1 protein-coding gene is annotated in these 18,632 nt (G+C 72.1%); it reads left to right on the top strand.

Going from position 1 to position 18,632, the window contains the following annotated elements; all coding sequences use genetic code 11:
- Positions 1 to 50 precede the first annotated feature (50 nt).
- The gene (locus ABTX60_RS22550) at positions 51 to 18,632 is read left to right on the top strand and encodes a type I polyketide synthase (protein WP_352098791.1); all 18,582 of its coding nucleotides are present in this window, start codon (positions 51 to 53) and stop codon (positions 18,630 to 18,632) included.

Genomic DNA, 18,632 nt, shown 5'->3' with positions numbered 1-18,632 from the left:
ACGCCTCCGCTCAGGCATCGTACGTAACAATAGGTGGGGCGTACTCGACCATGGTTGAATTCCAAGCTGACACGTCGACATCGACCGAGGCAGTCGCCATCGTCGGTATGTCCTGCCGACTGCCGCATGCGGGCAACCCCGCGCAACTGTGGCAGCTGCTGCGCGACGGCCGCAGTGCGATCGGCGCGCCCCCGGCAGGGCGCCCCGAACTGCCCTCTCGGCCGGGGGGCTACCTCGAGGACGTCAGCGGCTTCGATGCAGGCTTCTTCGGCATCAGCCCGCGTGAGGCATCGTCGATGGACCCGCAGCAGCGGCTGATGCTTGAGCTGGCCTGGGAGGCACTGGAGGACGCCAGGACCCTCCCGTCCGATCTTGCCGACAGCCGGACCGGTGTCTTCGTCGGCGTTATCGCCGACGACTACGCCGCTCTCACGCGTCAGCACGGGTCCGAAGCCGTCACCCGCCACACCCTGACCGGTCTCAACCGCGGCGTCATCGCCAACCGGATCTCCTACACCCTGGGTCTGCACGGACCGAGTGCGGCCGTGGACACCGGCCAGTCCTCCTCACTGGTCGCTGTGCACCTGGCAGTCGAGAGCCTGCGCCGCGGCGAGTCCGCCATGGCCATCGCCGGCGGTGTCAACCTCAATCTGGTGCCGGACAGCACCATCACCGCGGAGCGGTTCGGCGCACTTTCACCAGACGGTCTCAGCTTCACTTTCGACGCGAGGGCGAATGGATATGTACGCGGTGAGGGCGGCGCGTTCGTGGTGCTCAAGCCGCTACACGCCGCCATAGCGGACGGTGACCCGGTCTACTGCGTGCTGCACGGCAGCGCGATGAACAACGACGGGACGACCGAGGGTCTCGCCGCACCGGGCCCGGTCGGCCAGCAGGATGTCCTGCGGCAGGCGTACGAGCGTGCCAAGGTGTCCGCGGAGCAGGTGCAGTACGTCGAATTGCACGGCACGGGTACCAAGGTGGGCGACCCGATCGAAGCGTCGGCTCTGGGCGCGGTGCTCGGTGACGGCCGCGTGGACGGAGCCGAGCTGCGGGTCGGATCGGTGAAGACCAACGTCGGACACCTTGAGGGTGCCGCCGGCATCGTCGGCTTGCTGAAGGCGGCGCTCTGCATCCGTAACCGCGAGCTTGTGCCGAGCCTGAACTTCGAAACCCCCAACCCGGACATTCCGTTCGACGAGTTGAAGCTTGCCGTACAGCGAAGCCGCGAGGCATGGCCGCGGCCGGACGAGCCGCTCTACGCAGGCGTCAGCTCGTTCGGTGTAGGCGGTACCAACTGCCACGTCGTGCTTTCGGACTGGCGCACCGAGCCGTCGCAGGAGGAGGAGTTGCCCGGCGCCGGGTCCGGCTCGGGTGTGGTGCCGTGGGTGGTGTCGGGTAAGTCGGCCGAGGCCCTGGCCGATCAGGCGGAGCGGCTGGTGTCGTTCCTGGAGGGGCGTCCGGGGCTGGACGTCGCGGCGGTGGGTCGCTCGCTTGCGATGTCGCGTACTCGCTTCGATCACCGTGCGGTGGTTGTGGGGGAGACTCACGAGGAGCTTCTGGCGGGTGTTCGGGCGCTGGCCGAGGGTATGCCTGCGGCCGGAGTGGTGTCGGGTCGTGCGGTGCCGGGCGGCTCGGGCAGGACGGTGTTCGTGTTCCCGGGTCAGGGTTGGCAGTGGCAGGGCATGGGGCTGGAGCTTTTCGACTCCTCCCCGGTGTTCGCCGCCCGGCTGGTGGAGTGTGAGCGGGCGCTGGCGCCGTTCACGGACTGGTCGCTGCTGGATGTGCTGCGTGGTGTGGAGGGTGCGCCCGGTTTCGACCGGGTGGATGTGGTGCAGCCGGCGCTGTGGGCGGTGATGGTGTCTCTGGCCGCGTTGTGGCGTTCGGTGGGCATCGAGCCGGACGCGGTGATCGGTCACTCGCAGGGGGAGATCGCGGCGGCCGTGGTGTCGGGGGCGCTGTCGCTGGAGGACGCGGCGAAGGTCGTGGCGTTGCGCAGCCGGGCGATCGTGAAGCTGGCGGGTACGGGCGGGATGGTCTCGGTGGCCCTGCCGGCCGACGAGGTCCGCGAGCTCGTCACCCGTTGGGACGGCGCGATCGACATCGCCGCACACAACGGCCCCGAAAGCACGGTCGTCTCCGGCGATCCGGAGGCCCTGGCCGACCTCGTCGCTCAAAGTGAGGTCAAGGGATACCGTGCCCGCACCATTTCGGTCGACTACGCATCCCACTCCTCCCACGTCGACTCGTTGGAGGACGAGCTGCGGGCGCAGTTGGCCGGCGTCACGCCGCGTACCGGTGACATCAGGTTCTTCTCCACTGTCACCGCGCAGCCGCTGGACGGCACCGAGCTCGACGGCTCGTACTGGTTCCGCAACCTCCGCCGGACCGTCCAGCTGGAAGAGGCCACCCGTGCTCTGCTCGGCGACGGGCATCGCGTCTTCATCGAGGTCAGTGCCCACCCGGTGCTCACCTCGGCCCTCAGTGACACGGCCGACGAGGCCGGCGTCGGCAGCACTGTTGTCGTCGGATCGCTGCGGCGCGACGACGGTGGACAGGGTCGTTTCCTGGCCTCGGTCGCGGAGGCGCACGCCAACGGTGTGGGGGTGGAGTGGGAACACTTCCTGCCGGGTTCGGGTCTGGTGGATCTGCCCACGTACGCCTTCCAGCGTGAGCCCTTCTGGCTGGAAGGTCCGGCGATCGGGCCGGTCCAGGTCCGGACCGGTGCGGCACGGCGGAGCGGTCCGAAGCGGTCCGCGCCGCGAGGCGAAGAGCTGGAGCTGGTGCGTGCGCACGTGGCAGCGGTGCTCGGCCACGGATCGGCGCGCGACGTGGACATCGCCACGACCTTCAAGGACCTGGGCTTCGACTCCCTCTCGGCCGTCGAGCTGCGGAACGCGCTGAACAGGGCCACCGGGCTCTCGCTGCCCTCCGGCCTTCTTTTCAACTACCCGACCCCGGCCCTGCTCGCCGAGCACCTCCGGGGTCAGCTCCTCGGCCTCGACCAGGGCCAGGACGACGATGCGTACGAGGCGACAGCCCTTGACGAGCCGATCGCGATCGTGGGCATGGCATGCCGACTGCCGGGCGGGGTCGCCTCTCCGGAGGACCTGTGGCGTTTGGTCAGCGGCGAGGTCGACGCGGTCGGCGGATTCCCGACCAACCGAGGGTGGGACCTTGATGCGCTCTTCACCACCGATCCGGACAGCCCCGGCAAGACCTACGCCACCAAGGGTGGTTTCCTGCACGACGCGGACCGGTTCGATGCCGAGTTCTTCGGCATCAGTCCCCGCGAGGCGGCGGCGATGGAGCCCCAGCAGCGGCTGCTGCTGGAGACGGCCTGGGAGGCCTTCGAGCAGGCGGGCATCGACCCCGCCGCGCTGCGCGGCACCAGCACCGGTGTGTACGTGGGCGCGATGGCACAGGAGTACGGGCCGCGGCTGCACGAGTCGTCCGGCGGATACGACGGCTACCTGCTGACGGGCAACACCGCCAGCGTGGCCTCGGGCCGGCTGGCCTACACCTTCGGCCTTGAGGGCCCGGCGGTGACGGTCGACACCGCCTGTTCGTCCTCGCTCGTCGCGCTCCACCTCGCGGCGCAGTCGCTGCGCCAGGGCGAGACCTCCATGGCCATCGCCGGCGGTGTGTCCGTCATGGCCACGCCCGGCATCTTCGTGGAGTTCTCCCGGCAGCGCGGGCTGTCGCCGGACGGGCGTTGCAAGGCGTTCTCGTCGTCGGCGGACGGTACGGGCTGGGCCGAGGGCGTGGGTCTGCTGGTGCTGGAGCGGCTGTCGGACGCGGAGCGCAACGGGCACCAGGTGCTCGCGGTGATCCGGGGTTCCGCCGTGAACCAGGATGGTGCGAGCAACGGTCTGACGGCCCCGAACGGGCCTTCGCAGGAGCGGGCCATCCGCGCCGCGCTGGCCAACGCCCGCCTGTCGGCGTCCGAGGTGGACGCGGTGGAGGCGCACGGCACAGGCACCAAGCTCGGCGACCCGATCGAGGCGCAGGCGCTGCTGGCCACCTACGGCCAGGACCGCGAAGAGCCGCTTCGACTCGGCTCGCTGAAGTCGAATATCGGTCACACGCAGGCCGCGGCGGGTGTCGCGGGCGTGATCAAGATGGTCATGGCCATGCGCAACGGGGTTCTCCCGGCGACGCTGCACGTGGACGAGCCGACCCCGCACGTCGACTGGTCGGCCGGCGCGGTGGAGCTGCTGACGCAGGCCCAGGAGTGGCCGGAGCTCGACCGTCCGCGCCGGGCGGGCATCTCGTCCTTCGGCATCAGCGGTACCAACGCACACCTCATCGTCGAGCAGGTCACGGAGACCGAAGCTCCGGTGGAGGAGCCGGCGGTGCCGGGTCCGGTGCCGTGGGTGGTGTCGGGCACGTCGGGGGCTGCTCTGTCGGAGCAGGCGGACCGGCTGGTGTCATTCCTGGAGGAGCGGCCTGAGCTGGACGTCGTCGCTGTGGGCCGTTCGCTGGCCGTATCGCGTGCTCGTCTCGATCACCGTGCGGTGGTCGTGGGGGAGACCCGTGAGGAACTCCTGGACGCTCTGCGGGCGCTGACCCCGGGCGAGGCCGTCTCGGCGGGTTCGGTGGCGTTCCTGTTCTCCGGGCAGGGTAGCCAGCGTGTCGGTATGGGCCGTGAGCTGTATGTGGCGGAGCCGGTGTTCGCGGCCGCGTTCGACGAGGTCGTCGGGGCGTTGGACGTCCACTTGGACCGTTCGCTCGCCGGGGTGATCGAGGGCGAGCCGGAGCTGCTTCAGCGGACGCTGTTCACTCAGCCGGCGCTGTTCGCGGTCGAGGTGGCCCTGTTTCGTCTGCTGTCTCATCACGGGGTGACCCCGGATTACCTGGTGGGCCATTCGGTGGGTGAGCTGGCGGCGGCCCATGTGGCGGGTGTGCTGTCGCTCGAGGACGCCGCGCGTTTGGTGTGTGCGCGGGCGCGTCTGATGGAGGGTGTAGCCGAGGGCGGGGCGATGGTTGCCCTGAACGCGGGTGAAGCGCGCGTCGCCGGGTGGCTCGAGGGTCGTTCCGGCGTGGATGTGGCCGGGTTCAACAGCCCTGCCGGCACCGTGATTTCGGGTGACGAGACGGCCGTGCTCGAAGTCCTGGAGCTGGCTCGCGGGGAGGGCGTGAAGGCGACGCGGCTGAAGGTGAGCCATGCTTTCCACTCCGCGCACCTGGACGGAATGCTGGCGGAGCTCACCGACGTCGCCCGGACCCTGACCCATTCGGCTCCCCTGATCCCGGTCGTTTCGAACGTCACCGGTGAGGTGGTCGAGGAGTTCACTGCCGAGTACTGGGCTGCTCAGGCCCGTTCGGCGGTCCGTTTCGCCGACGGCATCGCCACGCTGGCCGGTCTTGGTGTGACGGCGTTCGTGGAGCTGGGTCCTGACGGGACGCTTGCGGGTCTGACGGGCGAGTGCCTGGCCGACACCGAGGGCATCGTCGTGGTTCCGGTGCTGCGCAAGGACCGTGCCGAGAAGCGTTCCCTCCTCGCCGCGCTGGGCGCCGTGCACGCACATGGTGTGGGTGTGGACTGGGAGGGGTTCCTGCCGGGTTCCGGTGTGGTGGAGCTGCCCACGTACGCCTTTCAGCGTCAGCGTTTCTGGCTTGATGCGCCGCGTTTCGGTGATGCGGCGGGCCTGGGTCTGACGGCTCTGGATCATCCGTTGCTGGCTGCGGTGATCACGGAGCCCGATGGTGACGCGGTGCAGTTCTCGGCCTCGGTGTCGTTGTCTTCGCATCCGTGGCTGGCCGATCACGCGATTGGCGGGGCGGTCCTGGTGCCGGGGACGGTGTTCCTGGAACTCGCGGGCACCGCAGCCGAGCAGCTGGGTTACGCCACCGTCGAGGAACTCACCCTCCAGGCACCCCTGATCCTCTCGGAGAAGGCGGGCGCTCAGCTGCGGCTGATGGTCGACCGGGCCGACGCACGCGGCGATCGTCAGTTCACCATGTACTCGCGGACCGGCGAAGAGCAGTGGACGGCCCACGCGGTGGGCCTGCTCACGTCCTCCGTCTCCTCGCCGGGCGTTTCCCTGGAGCAGTGGCCCCCGGCCGATGGCACTCCCCTCCCGCTGGACGGCGTCTACGAGCGCCTCGACGAATTGGGCTACGGCTACGGGCCGTCCTTCCACGGCCTGCGCGCCGCCTGGCGTGCCGGCGACGACCTTTTCGCCGAGGTCGCCCTGCCCGACCACCTCCACACCGAAGCCGCACGCTTCGGCGTGCACCCCGCCGCCCTCGACGCGGTTCTGCACCCGCTCGTACTCGTGCTGGAGGACGCGGCCCCGGCGCAGGACGACAGCACGATCCGTCTGCCGTTCTCGTTCTCGGGCTTCGTGCTGCACGCGGTCGGTGCCACGGTGCTGCGTGTCCGCTGGAGCCGTACCGGCCAGGACACGGCCCGTCTCGCTCTCGCCGACGGCGCCGGCGCTCCGGTGGCGGCGATCGAGTCGGTCGCCCTGCTGCCGGTCGCCCGCGATCAGCTCGCCGTTGCCGACCCGGCCGTGGAGTCCCTGTACCGGCTGGCCTGGGAGGCCGTCCCGGCGGTCGAGCCGGTCGCCGACCATCGGTGGGTCCGGCTGGGCGAGGCGCCCTACGCCGACCTCGCCACGCTCAGCGCCGCGGCCGACGCCGGATCTGCCGTACCGGAGTTCGTGGTGATCGGCGAGCAGGAGCTCGTAGTCGGCACCACTGGTGATGTACTTGACCAGACCCACGCCACGGCGGCGCGCGGGCTGCGGGCGGTGCGGGAATGGCTGGCCGCCCCGCAGTTCGCGGAGAGCAGCCTCGTCCTCGCCCTGCCGGACGGCGCGCTGCACACGGCCCCGCTCGTGGGCCTGATCCGTGCTGCTCAGACCGAGCAACCCGGCCGACTGGTCCTCGCCCACCTCGATGAGGGTGGTCGGGAGCTGCTGCCTGCCGTGTTGGCTTCAGGCGAGCCCGAGGTGGCGGTGAGGGGCGGCCGGTTGTTCATGCCGCGTCTGGCGCCTGCTGCGGGTGCCGCGGCAGGTGGTGTGGCGGAGGGCCTGGACCCGGAGGGTACGGTCCTGCTGACCGGCGCCCTGGGTACGTTGGGCCGTCTGGTGGCGCGTCGGTTGGTGACGCATCACGGTGCGCGGCACCTGCTGCTGGTGTCGCGCCGTGGTGGTGAGACCCCGGGTGCTGCCGAGTTCGCCGCGGAACTGGCGGAGTTGGGTGCGCGGGCTCGGGTGGCGGCGTGTGACGTGTCGGACTACGACGCGCTGGCGGGTCTGCTGGGCGAGGTCGCGGTCGAGCGCCCGCTGACCGCCGTGGTGCATACGGCGGGTGTCCTGGACGATACGACGGTCGCCTCGCTGTCGGCCGGTCAGCTGGAGCGGGTGATGCGCCCGAAGGTGGACGCGGCCTGGAACCTCCACCGCCTCACCGAGTCCCTCGGCCTCGCCTCGTTCGTCATGTTCTCGTCCATCGCGGGTCTCATCGGCAACGCCGGCCAGGCCAACTACGCGGCCGCGAACACCTTCCTCGACGCCCTCGCGCAACACCGCCGCGCACAGAACCTGCCCGCCACATCCCTCGCGTGGAGCCTGTGGGACAGCGCCGACGGCATGGCCGGAACCCTCGCCGACGCCGACATCGCGCGGTGGAAGCGGAGCGGAATCGTCCCGCTGACCCCGGAACTGGGTCTCGATCTGTTCGACGCGGCACTCGCCTCGGCGGAGCCGCTGCTGGTCCCCGCCGAACTCGACCTGGGCGCCCTGCGCGCCCGGGCCCAGGACAACGCGCTCCCCGGTCTTTTCACCGGCCTGGTCCGCGTCCGCCGCCGGCAGGCGGCCGGCGCCGCCGGCGGCGCCGACTCGTCGTGGGTCCGGACGCTGACCGCGCTGGCCCCGGAGGAGCGGGCGCAGGCCGTCCTCCAGACCGTACGGGAGACCGTGAGGCTGGTCCTCGGGCACGGGGCCGACGCCGACATCGACCCGGCCAAGGCCTTCAAGGACACCGGCTTCGACTCCCTCACGGGTGTCGAACTGCGCAACCGGCTCAACTCGGTGACAGGGCTGCGACTGCCCACCACCCTCGTGTTCGACCACCCGTCGCCCCAGGCGGTGGCGGACTTCCTGCTGGACCGGCTCGACGCGGCCGGAACAGCCGTCGTCCCGTCGGTGGCCGCCCACGCCACGGGACTGGACGAGCCGATCGCCGTGGTCGGCATGGGTTGCCGCTACCCGGGCGGGGTCTCCTCGCCGGAGGACCTGTGGCAGCTCGTGGCGGAGGGCCGGGACGCGATCGACGGGTTCCCGTCCGACCGCGGCTGGGACGTGGAAGGCCTCTTCGACCCGGACCCCGAGAAGATCGGCAAGTCGTACACGCGCAAGGGCGGATTCCTCTACGAGGCGGCGGAGTTCGACGCCGAGTTCTTCGGCCTGAGTCCGCGTGAGGCGATCGCGACCGACCCGCAGCAGCGTGTGCTGCTGGAGGTCGCGTGGGAGGCGCTGGAGCGTGCGGGAATCGACCCCGCCTCGCTGCGCGGTTCCTCGACCGGTGTCTACGCGGGCGTGATGTACAACGACTACGGGTCGAGGCTGGGAAGCGCTCCGGAGGGCTTCGAGGGGCACTTGCTGACGGGCACGATCTCGAGCGTCCTGTCGGGCCGGGTCGCTTACACGTTCGGTTTCGAGGGGCCGGCGGTGACGCTGGACACGGCGTGCTCCTCGTCGCTGGTAGCGGTGCACCTGGCCGCTCAGGCGCTGCGCCAGGGCGAGTGCTCCATGGCACTCGCCGGCGGTGTCACCGTGATGTCCACGCCGACGACCTTCGTCGAGTTCTCGCGTCAGCGTGGTCTGTCGCCGGACGGGACCTGCAAGTCGTTCGCGGCTTCGGCGGACGGTACGGGTTGGGGCGAGGGCGCGGGCATGCTGGCGCTGGAGCGTCTGTCGGACGCTCAGCGGCTCGGGCACAACATCCTTGGCGTGATCCGTGGTTCCGCGGTCAACCAGGACGGTGCGAGCAACGGCCTCACCGCCCCCAACGGGCCCTCGCAGGAACGCGTCATCCGCCAGGCCCTCGCCAACGCCCGCCTCGCTCCGCACGAGGTGGACGCGGTCGAGGCGCACGGCACCGGTACCCGGCTCGGTGACCCGATCGAGGCGAACGCGCTGCTGGCCACCTACGGCCAGGACCGCGAAGAGCCCCTGCGTCTGGGATCGATCAAGTCGAACATCGGTCACACGCAGGCTGCCGCGGGTGTCGCGGGCATCATCAAGATGCTGATGGCGATGCGTAACGGGCAGCTTCCGGCGACGCTGCACGTGGACGAGCCGACGCCGCACGTCGACTGGTCGACGGGCGCGGTGGAGCTGGTCACCGAGCGTCGGCCGTGGCCGGAGGTGGCGCATCCGCGTCGCGCGGCCGTGTCCTCGTTCGGTATCAGTGGCACCAACGCGCATGTGGTCCTGGAACAGGGCCCGGAGCCGGTCGCGGCCGGTGAGCCGGTGGTGGCGGGGCTTCCGCTGGTGGTCTCGGCGAAGAGCGAGGCGGCCCTGGCGGCCCGTGCCGGCCAGGTGCGCGAGCTGCTGGCCTCGGAGACCGTCGACCCGGCGCGGGTGGCTTCGGCTCTCGCGACCCGGGTCCCGCACCTCCCCTACCGGGCGACGGTTTCGGGCGCCGGCCGGGATGAGCTGTTGGCGGGTCTCGAGGCGCTGGCCTCGGGTGAGTCCGCGGCGAACCTGGTGCAGGGCGCGGTCACGGGCTCGGGCAGGACGGTGTTCGTGTTCCCGGGTCAGGGTTGGCAGTGGCAGGGCATGGGGCTGGAGCTTTTCGACTCCTCCCCGGTGTTCGCCGCCCGGCTGGTGGAGTGTGAGCGGGCGCTGGCGCCGTTCACGGACTGGTCGCTGCTGGATGTGCTGCGTGGTGTGGAGGGTGCGCCCGGTTTCGACCGGGTGGATGTGGTGCAGCCGGCGCTGTGGGCGGTGATGGTGTCTCTGGCCGCGTTGTGGCGTTCGGTGGGCATCGAGCCGGACGCGGTGATCGGTCACTCGCAGGGGGAGATCGCGGCGGCCGTGGTGTCGGGGGCGCTGTCGCTGGAGGACGCGGCGAAGGTCGTGGCGTTGCGCAGCCGGGCGATCGTGAAGCTGGCGGGTACGGGCGGGATGGTCTCGGTGGCCCTGCCGGCCGACGAGGTCCGCGAGCTCGTCACCCGTTGGGACGGCGCGATCGACATCGCCGCACACAACGGCCCGCGTTCCGTGGTGGTCGCCGGAGAAGTGACCGCTCTCGAGGAGCTGGTCGCCTACTGCAAGGACAACAAGATGCGCGCCAAGCGCATCCCGGTCGACTACGCCTCCCACTCCGCGCACGTCGAAAGCCTGCGGGACGAGCTTCTCGACGCCCTGTCCTCGCTCACCCCGCGCGCCGTCGAGATGCCCTTCCTCTCCACCGTCACCGGGCAGCCGCTGGACGGCACAGAGCTCGACGGCTCGTACTGGTTCCGCAACCTCCGCCGGACCGTCCAGCTGGAGGAGGTCACCCGGACCCTGCTCGACCAGGGTCACCGCGTCTTCATCGAGGCCAGCGCCCACCCGGTGCTGACCATCGCGCTCCAGGAGACGATCGATGACACGTCGTACGACAGTGCCGTCACCGTGCCCTCGCTCCACCGTGACGAGGGCGGATTCGACGACTTCCTCGCCTCCGCGGCGCAGGCCCACGTCTCGGGCGCCCCGCTCGACTGGACTGCCGTGGTCGGCGGACCCGGCGCGGTCGTCGACCTGCCGACCTACCCCTTCCAGCGCCGGCGCCACTGGCTGGAGGGCCCGGCGCCGGCCGGGGACGCGGGCGGGCTCGGCATGGCCGCCGAGCGGCACCCGCTCATCGGCGCCGCGCTCTGGACGGCCGACGAGGACAAGCTGGTCCTGAGCGGCAGGATCGCACTGAACACGCAGCCCTGGCTGGCGGACCACGCCGTGGCCGGCACCGTGCTGCTTCCCGGTACCGCCTTCGTGGACCTCGCCATCCGGGCGGGTGACCACACGGGCCTCGACCAGCTCGACGAGCTGACCCTCCAGGCACCGCTGGTGCTGGCCGGCCGCGGCGCGGTACAGCTCCAGGTCGTGGTCGACGCCCCGGACGAGGAGGGCCGGCGCGCGCTGTCGGTCCACTCCCGCCCGGAGCCCGAGCCCGACGACGCCGCGATCCACCTGTGGACCCTGCACGCCACCGGCGTACTGGGGCACGCGGAAGGACGTGTGGGTGTACCGGCCGACCCCGCCTGGCCCCCGGCCGGTGCCGAGCCGGTGGACCTGACGGCGGCGTACGACACGCTCGCCGAGCGGGGCTTCCAGTACGGACCCGCTTTCCAGGGCCTGCGGGCGCTGTGGCGCGTCGGCCAGGAGACGTTCGCCGAGGTCGCGCTCCCGAAGGACGTCCCTCCGGGCGAGTTCGGGATCCACCCGGCCCTCCTCGACGCCGCCCTGCACCCGCTGGCGCTCGCGCAGGACGGCCGCCTGGTGCTGCCGTTCGCCTGGACCGGCGTTCGGCTGCACGCAGTGAACGCCGGCGTGCTGCGCGTACGGATCACCCCGGAAGGCTCGGGTGCCGCCCTGACCCTCGCCGACGCCGGCGGTGCGCCGATCGCGTCGGTGAAGACGCTCAGCCTGCGGGCCGTGGACCCCGCGCAGCTGGCCGGCTCGGGCACCCCCCGCCAGCCGCTGCTCCAGGTGGAGTGGACGACCGCCCCGGAGGCCGCCCCGGTCGCCGGATGGGCCGTCCTCGACGAGTCCGGCCACGGTCTGCCCGCCCCCCTGGGCAGCTACTCGGACCTCGCCGGCATCGTCGGAACCCCGCCGCTCGTCGTGGTCCCCTTCCCCGGCGAGGACGGCCCCAGCGCCGTGGCACACCGGGCCCTCCGGCTGGCGCAGGCGTGGCTCGCCGAGGAGCGGTTCGCCGACTCACGCCTGGTCTTCGTGACCCGTGACGCGACCACCGCCCGCACGGAGGCCGGACTCGGCTCGGCTCCCGTCTGGGGGCTGGTGCGTTCCGCCATGGCCGAGAACCCCGGCCGGTTCGGCCTGCTGGACCTCACAAACTGGGACCTCTCCGAGGAGGAGCTCGGCCGTGCGCTGGCCGTACCGGACGCGCAGGTGAGCCTGCGGGACGGGGCACTGCTCGTGCCGCGGCTGGTCAAGCCGCCGACCACGGGCGACACCGTGCCCGCCGTGAACCCCGAGGGCACCGTGCTCATCACGGGCGCCACCGGCACCCTGGGCCGGCTGTTCGCCCGCCACCTCGTCGCCGAACACGGCGTACGGCACCTGCTGCTGGCGAGCCGCCGCGGCCGGGACGCGGCGGGCATGCCGGCGCTGGAGGCCGAACTCACGGCCCACGGAGCCGACGTGTCCGTGGTCACCTGTGACACGGCCGACCGCACAGCGGTCGCCGCGATGCTGGACGCGATCCCCTCGGAGCACCCGCTCACCGCGGTCCTGCACACCGCGGGCGTCCTCGACGACGGCACGCTGCACGCCCTCACGGCCGAGCAGCTCGACACGGTACTGCGTCCCAAGGTCGATGCCGCCCGGCACCTTCACGAGCTGACGGCCGACCTGGAACTGGACGCGTTCGTCCTGTTCTCCTCGCTGGCCGGTACGGTCGGCACCGCGGGACAGGCCAATTACGCTGCGGCGAACACCTATCTGGACGCCCTCGCGCACCACCGCCAGTCCCTGGGCCTGCCCGGTACGTCGCTGGCCTGGGGCCTGTGGGCCGAGGGCAGCGGGATGACCGGTCACCTGACCGACGCCGACCTCGCCCGCATGTCCCGGGGCGGCATCGCCCCCATCGGCAGCGAGCAGGGGCTGGCGCTGTTCGACGCGGCCCTCGCGACCCGTCGGCCGGTGCTCGTTCCGGCGCTGCTGGACTACACCGGACTGCGGGCACAAAGCGAGGACGGCACCCTGCCCGCGCTCTTCCACGGCCTGGTGCGCCCGGCGCGGCGCGCCGCCGTCGGCGAGCAGGCGGGCGCGAACTCCCTCCAGGAACGCCTGGCGCCCCTGGCCCCCCAGGACCAGGAGCGCGCGCTGCTGGAACTGGTCCGCGGCGTGGTGGCCTCCGTGCTGGGGCACACCGACGCCGGCCAGGTCGCGCCCGACCGGGCCTTCAGCGAGCTGGGCTTCGACTCACTCAAGGCAGTGGAACTGCGCAACCGGCTGAACGCGGCCGCAGGTATGAAGCTGCCCGCGACACTGGTGTTCGACTACCCGAGCACAGTCGAGCTGACCGGCTTCCTGCGGACCGAACTGCTCGGCTCGGTCGCCGCGGTGGCCGAGGCCGAACCGGTCGTCGGCGCCTCCGACGAGCCGATCGCGATCGTCGCGATGGCCTGCCGCTACCCGGGCGAGGTCAGCTCGCCGGAAGAGCTGTGGGCGCTGCTGTCCGACGAGCGGGACGCCATCGGCCCGTTCCCGAACGACCGCGGCTGGGACCTGGACGGCCTGTACGACACGGACCCCGACCACGTGGGCACCTCGTACACCCGGCACGGCGGATTCCTCTACGAGGCTCCGCAGTTCGACCCCGAGCTCTTCGGGGTGAGCGCCCGGGAAGCCACCGCCATCGACCCGCAGCAGCGCCTGCTGCTGGAGATCTGCTGGGAGGCTTTCGAGCGCGCGGGCATCGACCCGACCTCTCTCAAGGGCAGCCAGACCGGTGTGTTCGCCGGTGTCATGGCCAACGACTACGCGGCACGCCTGAAGGACGCCCCCGAGGCCTTGGAGGGCTACCTGTCGGTCGGCAGCACGGTCAGTGTCGCCTCCGGCCGCGTCGCCTACACCTTCGGCCTGCAGGGACCGGCGATCACCGTCGACACCGCCTGCTCCTCCTCACTCGTCTCCATCCACCTCGCCGCGCAGGCGCTGCGCAACGGCGAATGCGGGCTGGCCCTGGCCGGCGGTGTGACCGTACTGGCCGCGCCCACCTTGTTCGTGGAGTTCAGCAGGCAGCGCGGCCTGGCACCGGACGGCCGGTGCAAGTCCTTCTCCGCGCAGGCGGACGGGGCGGCCTGGGCCGAAGGCGCCGGAATCCTCCTGCTGGAGCGGCTCTCCGACGCCCAGCGCAACGGCCGCCGGATCCTCGGCGTGATCCGCGGAACCGCCGTCAACCAGGATGGAGCGAGCAACGGCCTCACCGCCCCCAACGGCCTCTCCCAGGAGCGGGTGATCCGCCAAGCCCTGACCAACGCCGGCCTGACCACCGCGGACGTCGACGCGCTGGAGGCCCACGGCACCGGCACCACGCTGGGCGACCCGATCGAGGCCCGGGCCGTACTCGCCACCTACGGGCAGGAGCGGCCGTCCCCCCTCCTGATGGGCTCCCTGAAGTCCAACATCGGACACTCCCAGGCCGCCGCCGGGGTGGCCGGCGTCATCAAGATGGTCATGGCGATGCGGCACGGGGTGCTCCCCAAGAGCCTTCACATCGACGAGCCCAGCCCGCACGTGGACTGGTCCGCCGGGGAGGTGGAACTGCTCACCGAGGCGGCGCCGTGGCCCGAGTCCGAGCGGCCGCGCCGGGCAGGCGTGTCCTCCTTCGGTATCAGCGGTACCAATGCCCACGTCATCGTGGAGCAGCCGCCGGCCGAGCGGACGGCCCCGCCCGCCGAGCTGATGCCGGTCGTGCCGCTGCTGCTGTCCGCGCACAACGACGCGGCCCTGCTGGCGCAGGCGGACCAGGTGGGCGCGGCCCTCGTCGGCACCGGGCAGCAGGACCTGGCGTCGACGGGCCGGACCCTCGCCGTCGGACGGGCCGGACTGCCGCACCGCGCCGTCGTGGTCGCCTCCACCGCCACCGAAGCGGTCGACGGATGCGCGGCACCGACCGTGCTGGGTACACCCGTGGACGGTCGTACGGCCTTCCTCTTCACCGGTCAGGGCAGCCAGCGACTCGGCATGGGCCGGGAGCTCTACACCGCCTACCCCGCCTACGCCGAGGCCCTGGACGCCGTATGCGAAGAGCTCGACCCATGGCTGGAAACGCCGCTGCTCGACGTCCTCTTCGGCGCGGACCCGGCGCCGCTGGACCAGACCGGCTTCACGCAGGCCGCCCTGTTCGCAACCGAGGTCGCGCTCTTCCGGCTCCTCGAAGGCTGGGGCGTACGGCCGGACTTCCTCGCGGGCCATTCCATCGGTGAGCTGGCCGCCGCGCACGTCGCCGGCGTCCTCTCGCTGGCGGACGCGGCGCAGCTCGTCGCGGCCCGGGGCCGGCTGATGCAGGCACTGCCCGGCGGCGGCGCGATGCTCGCCGTGCGGGCCGAGGAGCAGGAGGTGCTGCCGCTGCTCGCCGGACGGGAGGATCTGCTGGGCATCGCCGCCGTCAACGGCCCCACCTCCGTGGTGCTCTCGGGCGACGCGGAAGCCGTCGAGGCCATCGGAGCCGAACTCTCCGCGCGGGGACGCAAGACCAGGCGGCTGCGCGTCAGCCACGCCTTCCACTCCCCGCACATGGACGCGATGCTGGACGAATTCCAGACGGTCGCGAAGGGGCTCAAGTTCGCCGCACCCACCATCCCGATCGTCTCCACCCTGACCGGTCAGGTGGCCGGCGCCGAGGAGCTGACCACGCCCGAGTACTGGGTCCGGCACGTCCGCCGGCCCGTGCGCTTCCTGGACGCGGCACGCGCCCTGGAGGCCGAAGGCGTACGGACCTTCCTGGAGCTCGGCCCGGACGGTGTGCTCAGCGCGATGGGGCAGGACTTCCTCGACGCGGGATCGCTCCTGGTCCCGGTGCTGCGCGGCGGGCGCCCCGAGCCGCACACCGCCGTCACCGCCTTGGCCCACGCCCACGTACGGGGCGTGCCGGTGGACTGGCGCGCCCTCTTCGGCGAGAACGCCGGACCGGCCGCGGACCTGCCGACCTACCCTTTCCAGCGCCGGCGCTACTGGCTCACGGAGGGGCCCGGCGGCGACGTCACCTCGGCCGGACTCGACTCCGCACGGCACCCGCTGCTCGGGGCCGCGGTTCCGCTCGCCGACTCCGACGGTGTCCTGTTCACCGGCCGGATCTCGGCCCGCAACCACCCCTGGTTCGCCGACCATGCCGTCGCCGGCACCCTGCTGGTCCCGGGCACGGCCCTGGTGGAGCTCGCGCTCCACGCGGGCGCCGCACTCGGCTGCGAGCGCCTGGAGGAACTCGCCCTCCAGGCACCCCTTGTCCTTCCCGACGAGGGTGCGCTCCAGCTCCAGATCACCGTCGGCGGCCCCGACGGAGACGGCCGCAGGCCCGTCGCCGTCCACTCGCGCGGGGACCAGGAAGGCGACGTCTGGAACCGGCACGCCACCGGAACCGTGGCGGCCGCCGTTCCCGGCGGCCCCGAACCCGACCTCGCGTCCTGGCCTCCGGCCGGCGCCGAGCCCCAGCCGGTCGAGGACCTGTACGACCGCCTCGCCGACCAGGGCTACGGCTACGGCCCCGCCTTCCAGGGCCTGCAGGCGGCATGGCGCTCGGGCGAGGACCTCTACGCCGAGGTACGGCTGTCCGTCGACCCTGATGGATTCGCCCTGCACCCGGCGCTGTTCGACGCCGCGCTGCACGCACTGCTCCTGGAGGAGCCGGCCGAACTACGGCTGCCCTTCTCCTTCGGCGGCGTCCAGTTGACCGGGGCCCGGACCGGCACCCTGCGGGTCAAGCTGTCGCCCGGCCCGGACGGAACGGTCGCGGTCGGCATCGCCGACGAGACGGGCGCGCCGGTCGCCGCCGTCGCACGGCTGGCCCTGCGGGCCCTGCCGGCGGGGACCGCGCTGACCCGACCCTTCGACCAGCACGTGTACGCGGTGGAGCGGGCCTGTGCGGAACTTTCCCCCGGTGGCGACATGACCATCGCGGTCCTCGGCGAGGCCGACCTCGGGCCTGCCGCCGAGCACCACGCCGACCTCGCCGGCCTGGCCGCCTCGACGGCGGACGGCACGCCCGTACCCGACGTGGTCGTCCTTCCGGTACGCCCGGCCACTCCGCAGGAGACCGGCCGGGTCACGGAGGAGGTGCTGGCGGTACTGCGGCAGTGGCTCGCCGCCGACGCGCCGGCCGGAGCGCGGCTCGCCGTGGTCAGTACCGGGGAACTGGCGCACAGCGCTCTCTCCGGGCTGATGCGGACCGCCGAGTCGGAACACCCGGGACGTTTCCAGCACGTGATCACGGACGGCCTGCCGGCCGGCCACGAGCTGCTGGCCGCGGCCCTGGCCGACCCCCGACCGCAGCTCGAACTGCACGAGGGACAGGCCTACGTGACCCGGCTCGCCAAGGTCCCGTACCCGGTACGGAACCTGGACGCCGACGACGCGTTCGACCCGGAGCGTACGGTGCTGATCACCGGTGGCACCGGCGCGCTCGGATCCCAGGTCGCCCGGCACCTGGTGACCGCCCGCGGCGCCCGTCGCCTGCTGCTCACCAGTCGGCGAGGCGGGGCGGAGGACCTGGTCGCCGAACTGAGGGCGCTCGGCGCGGACGTACGGGTCGCGGCATGCGACGCGGCCGACCGCGACGCGCTGGCCGGGCTGCTCGCCTCGATCCCGGACGAGCACCCGCTCACCGCGGTCGTGCACGCGGCCGGAGTCGTCGAGGACGCCACGCTGGAGGCGACGAGCCGGGAGAGCCTCTCCCGGGTCCTGCGGCCGAAGGTGGAAGCCGCCTGGAATCTGCACGAGCTGACCGCCGGACTGGAGCTGACGGACTTCGTCCTCTTCTCGTCCGTCGCCGGCCTGGTGGGCAACGCCGGACAGGCCAACTACGCCGCCGGCAACACCTTCCTGGACGCGCTCGCCGAACACCGGCGCGCCGAGGGCCTGCCCGCCGTGTCCCTCGCCTGGGGAATGTGGCAGGACGGCATGGCGAACGACCTCGACCGTGCCGACCGGGCCAGGCTCGCACGCAACGGGGTCCTGCCGATGCCGACCGACCGGGCACTCGCGGCCCTCGACACGGCCCTGGCCGCCAAGGCGTCACAAGCCGACGGCGAGGCGGCGACCCGACCGGTGCTCGCACCGGTGGCACTCGACCTCGCGGCACTGCGGAGCCTCGGGGAGGCACTACCCGAGCTGTACCGGGGCCTGGTGCGCACCGAGCGCCGAGCCGTCCGGCAGGCCTCCGCCCCGGCGGAGATCCCGCTGGCGCAGCGGCTCGCGGGCCTGGACGTGGAAGAGCAGCGGCAGCTGCTGCTCGACCTCGTCAGGGAACAGGTCGGCATCGTCCTGGCCCACCCGGCCCCGCGGACGATCGACGTCCAGCGCGGACTGCTGGACCTGGGCTTCGACTCCCTCACCGCGGTCGAACTGCGGAACAGGCTGAACACCGTCACCGAACTGCGGTTGCCCAGCACGCTCGTCTTCGACCACCCGACCCCCCAAGCCGTCGCCGAACACCTGCGGGGCGAACTGGTCGGCGAAGTGGCAGACCCGGTCCAGGCGGCCCTGGACGCACTTGAGGCCGCGCTCTCGGCCGCCGGCCCGTCGGACGGCGACGGACCGGCGGGAACGTACGCCGCGCGACTGCGCGGCCTGCTTCGGACGGTGGACGGCGGCCCCGACGGCGCCGACCTCGACCTGGCGACCGACGACGAACTCTTCGCAGCACTTGACAACGAACTCGGCAGGTAG

This window comes from Streptomyces sp. NPDC126510 (genome assembly GCF_040302345.1).
Lineage (GTDB): Bacteria > Actinomycetota > Actinomycetes > Streptomycetales > Streptomycetaceae > Streptomyces.
This window is presented reverse-complemented; position numbering and strand designations above follow the sequence as displayed.

Excerpts from the sequence above, each read along its gene's own strand:
- ABTX60_RS22550 (WP_352098791.1), top strand. The coding sequence starts at position 51 with ATGGTTGAATTCCAAGCTGACACGTCGACATCGACCGAGGCAGTCGCC.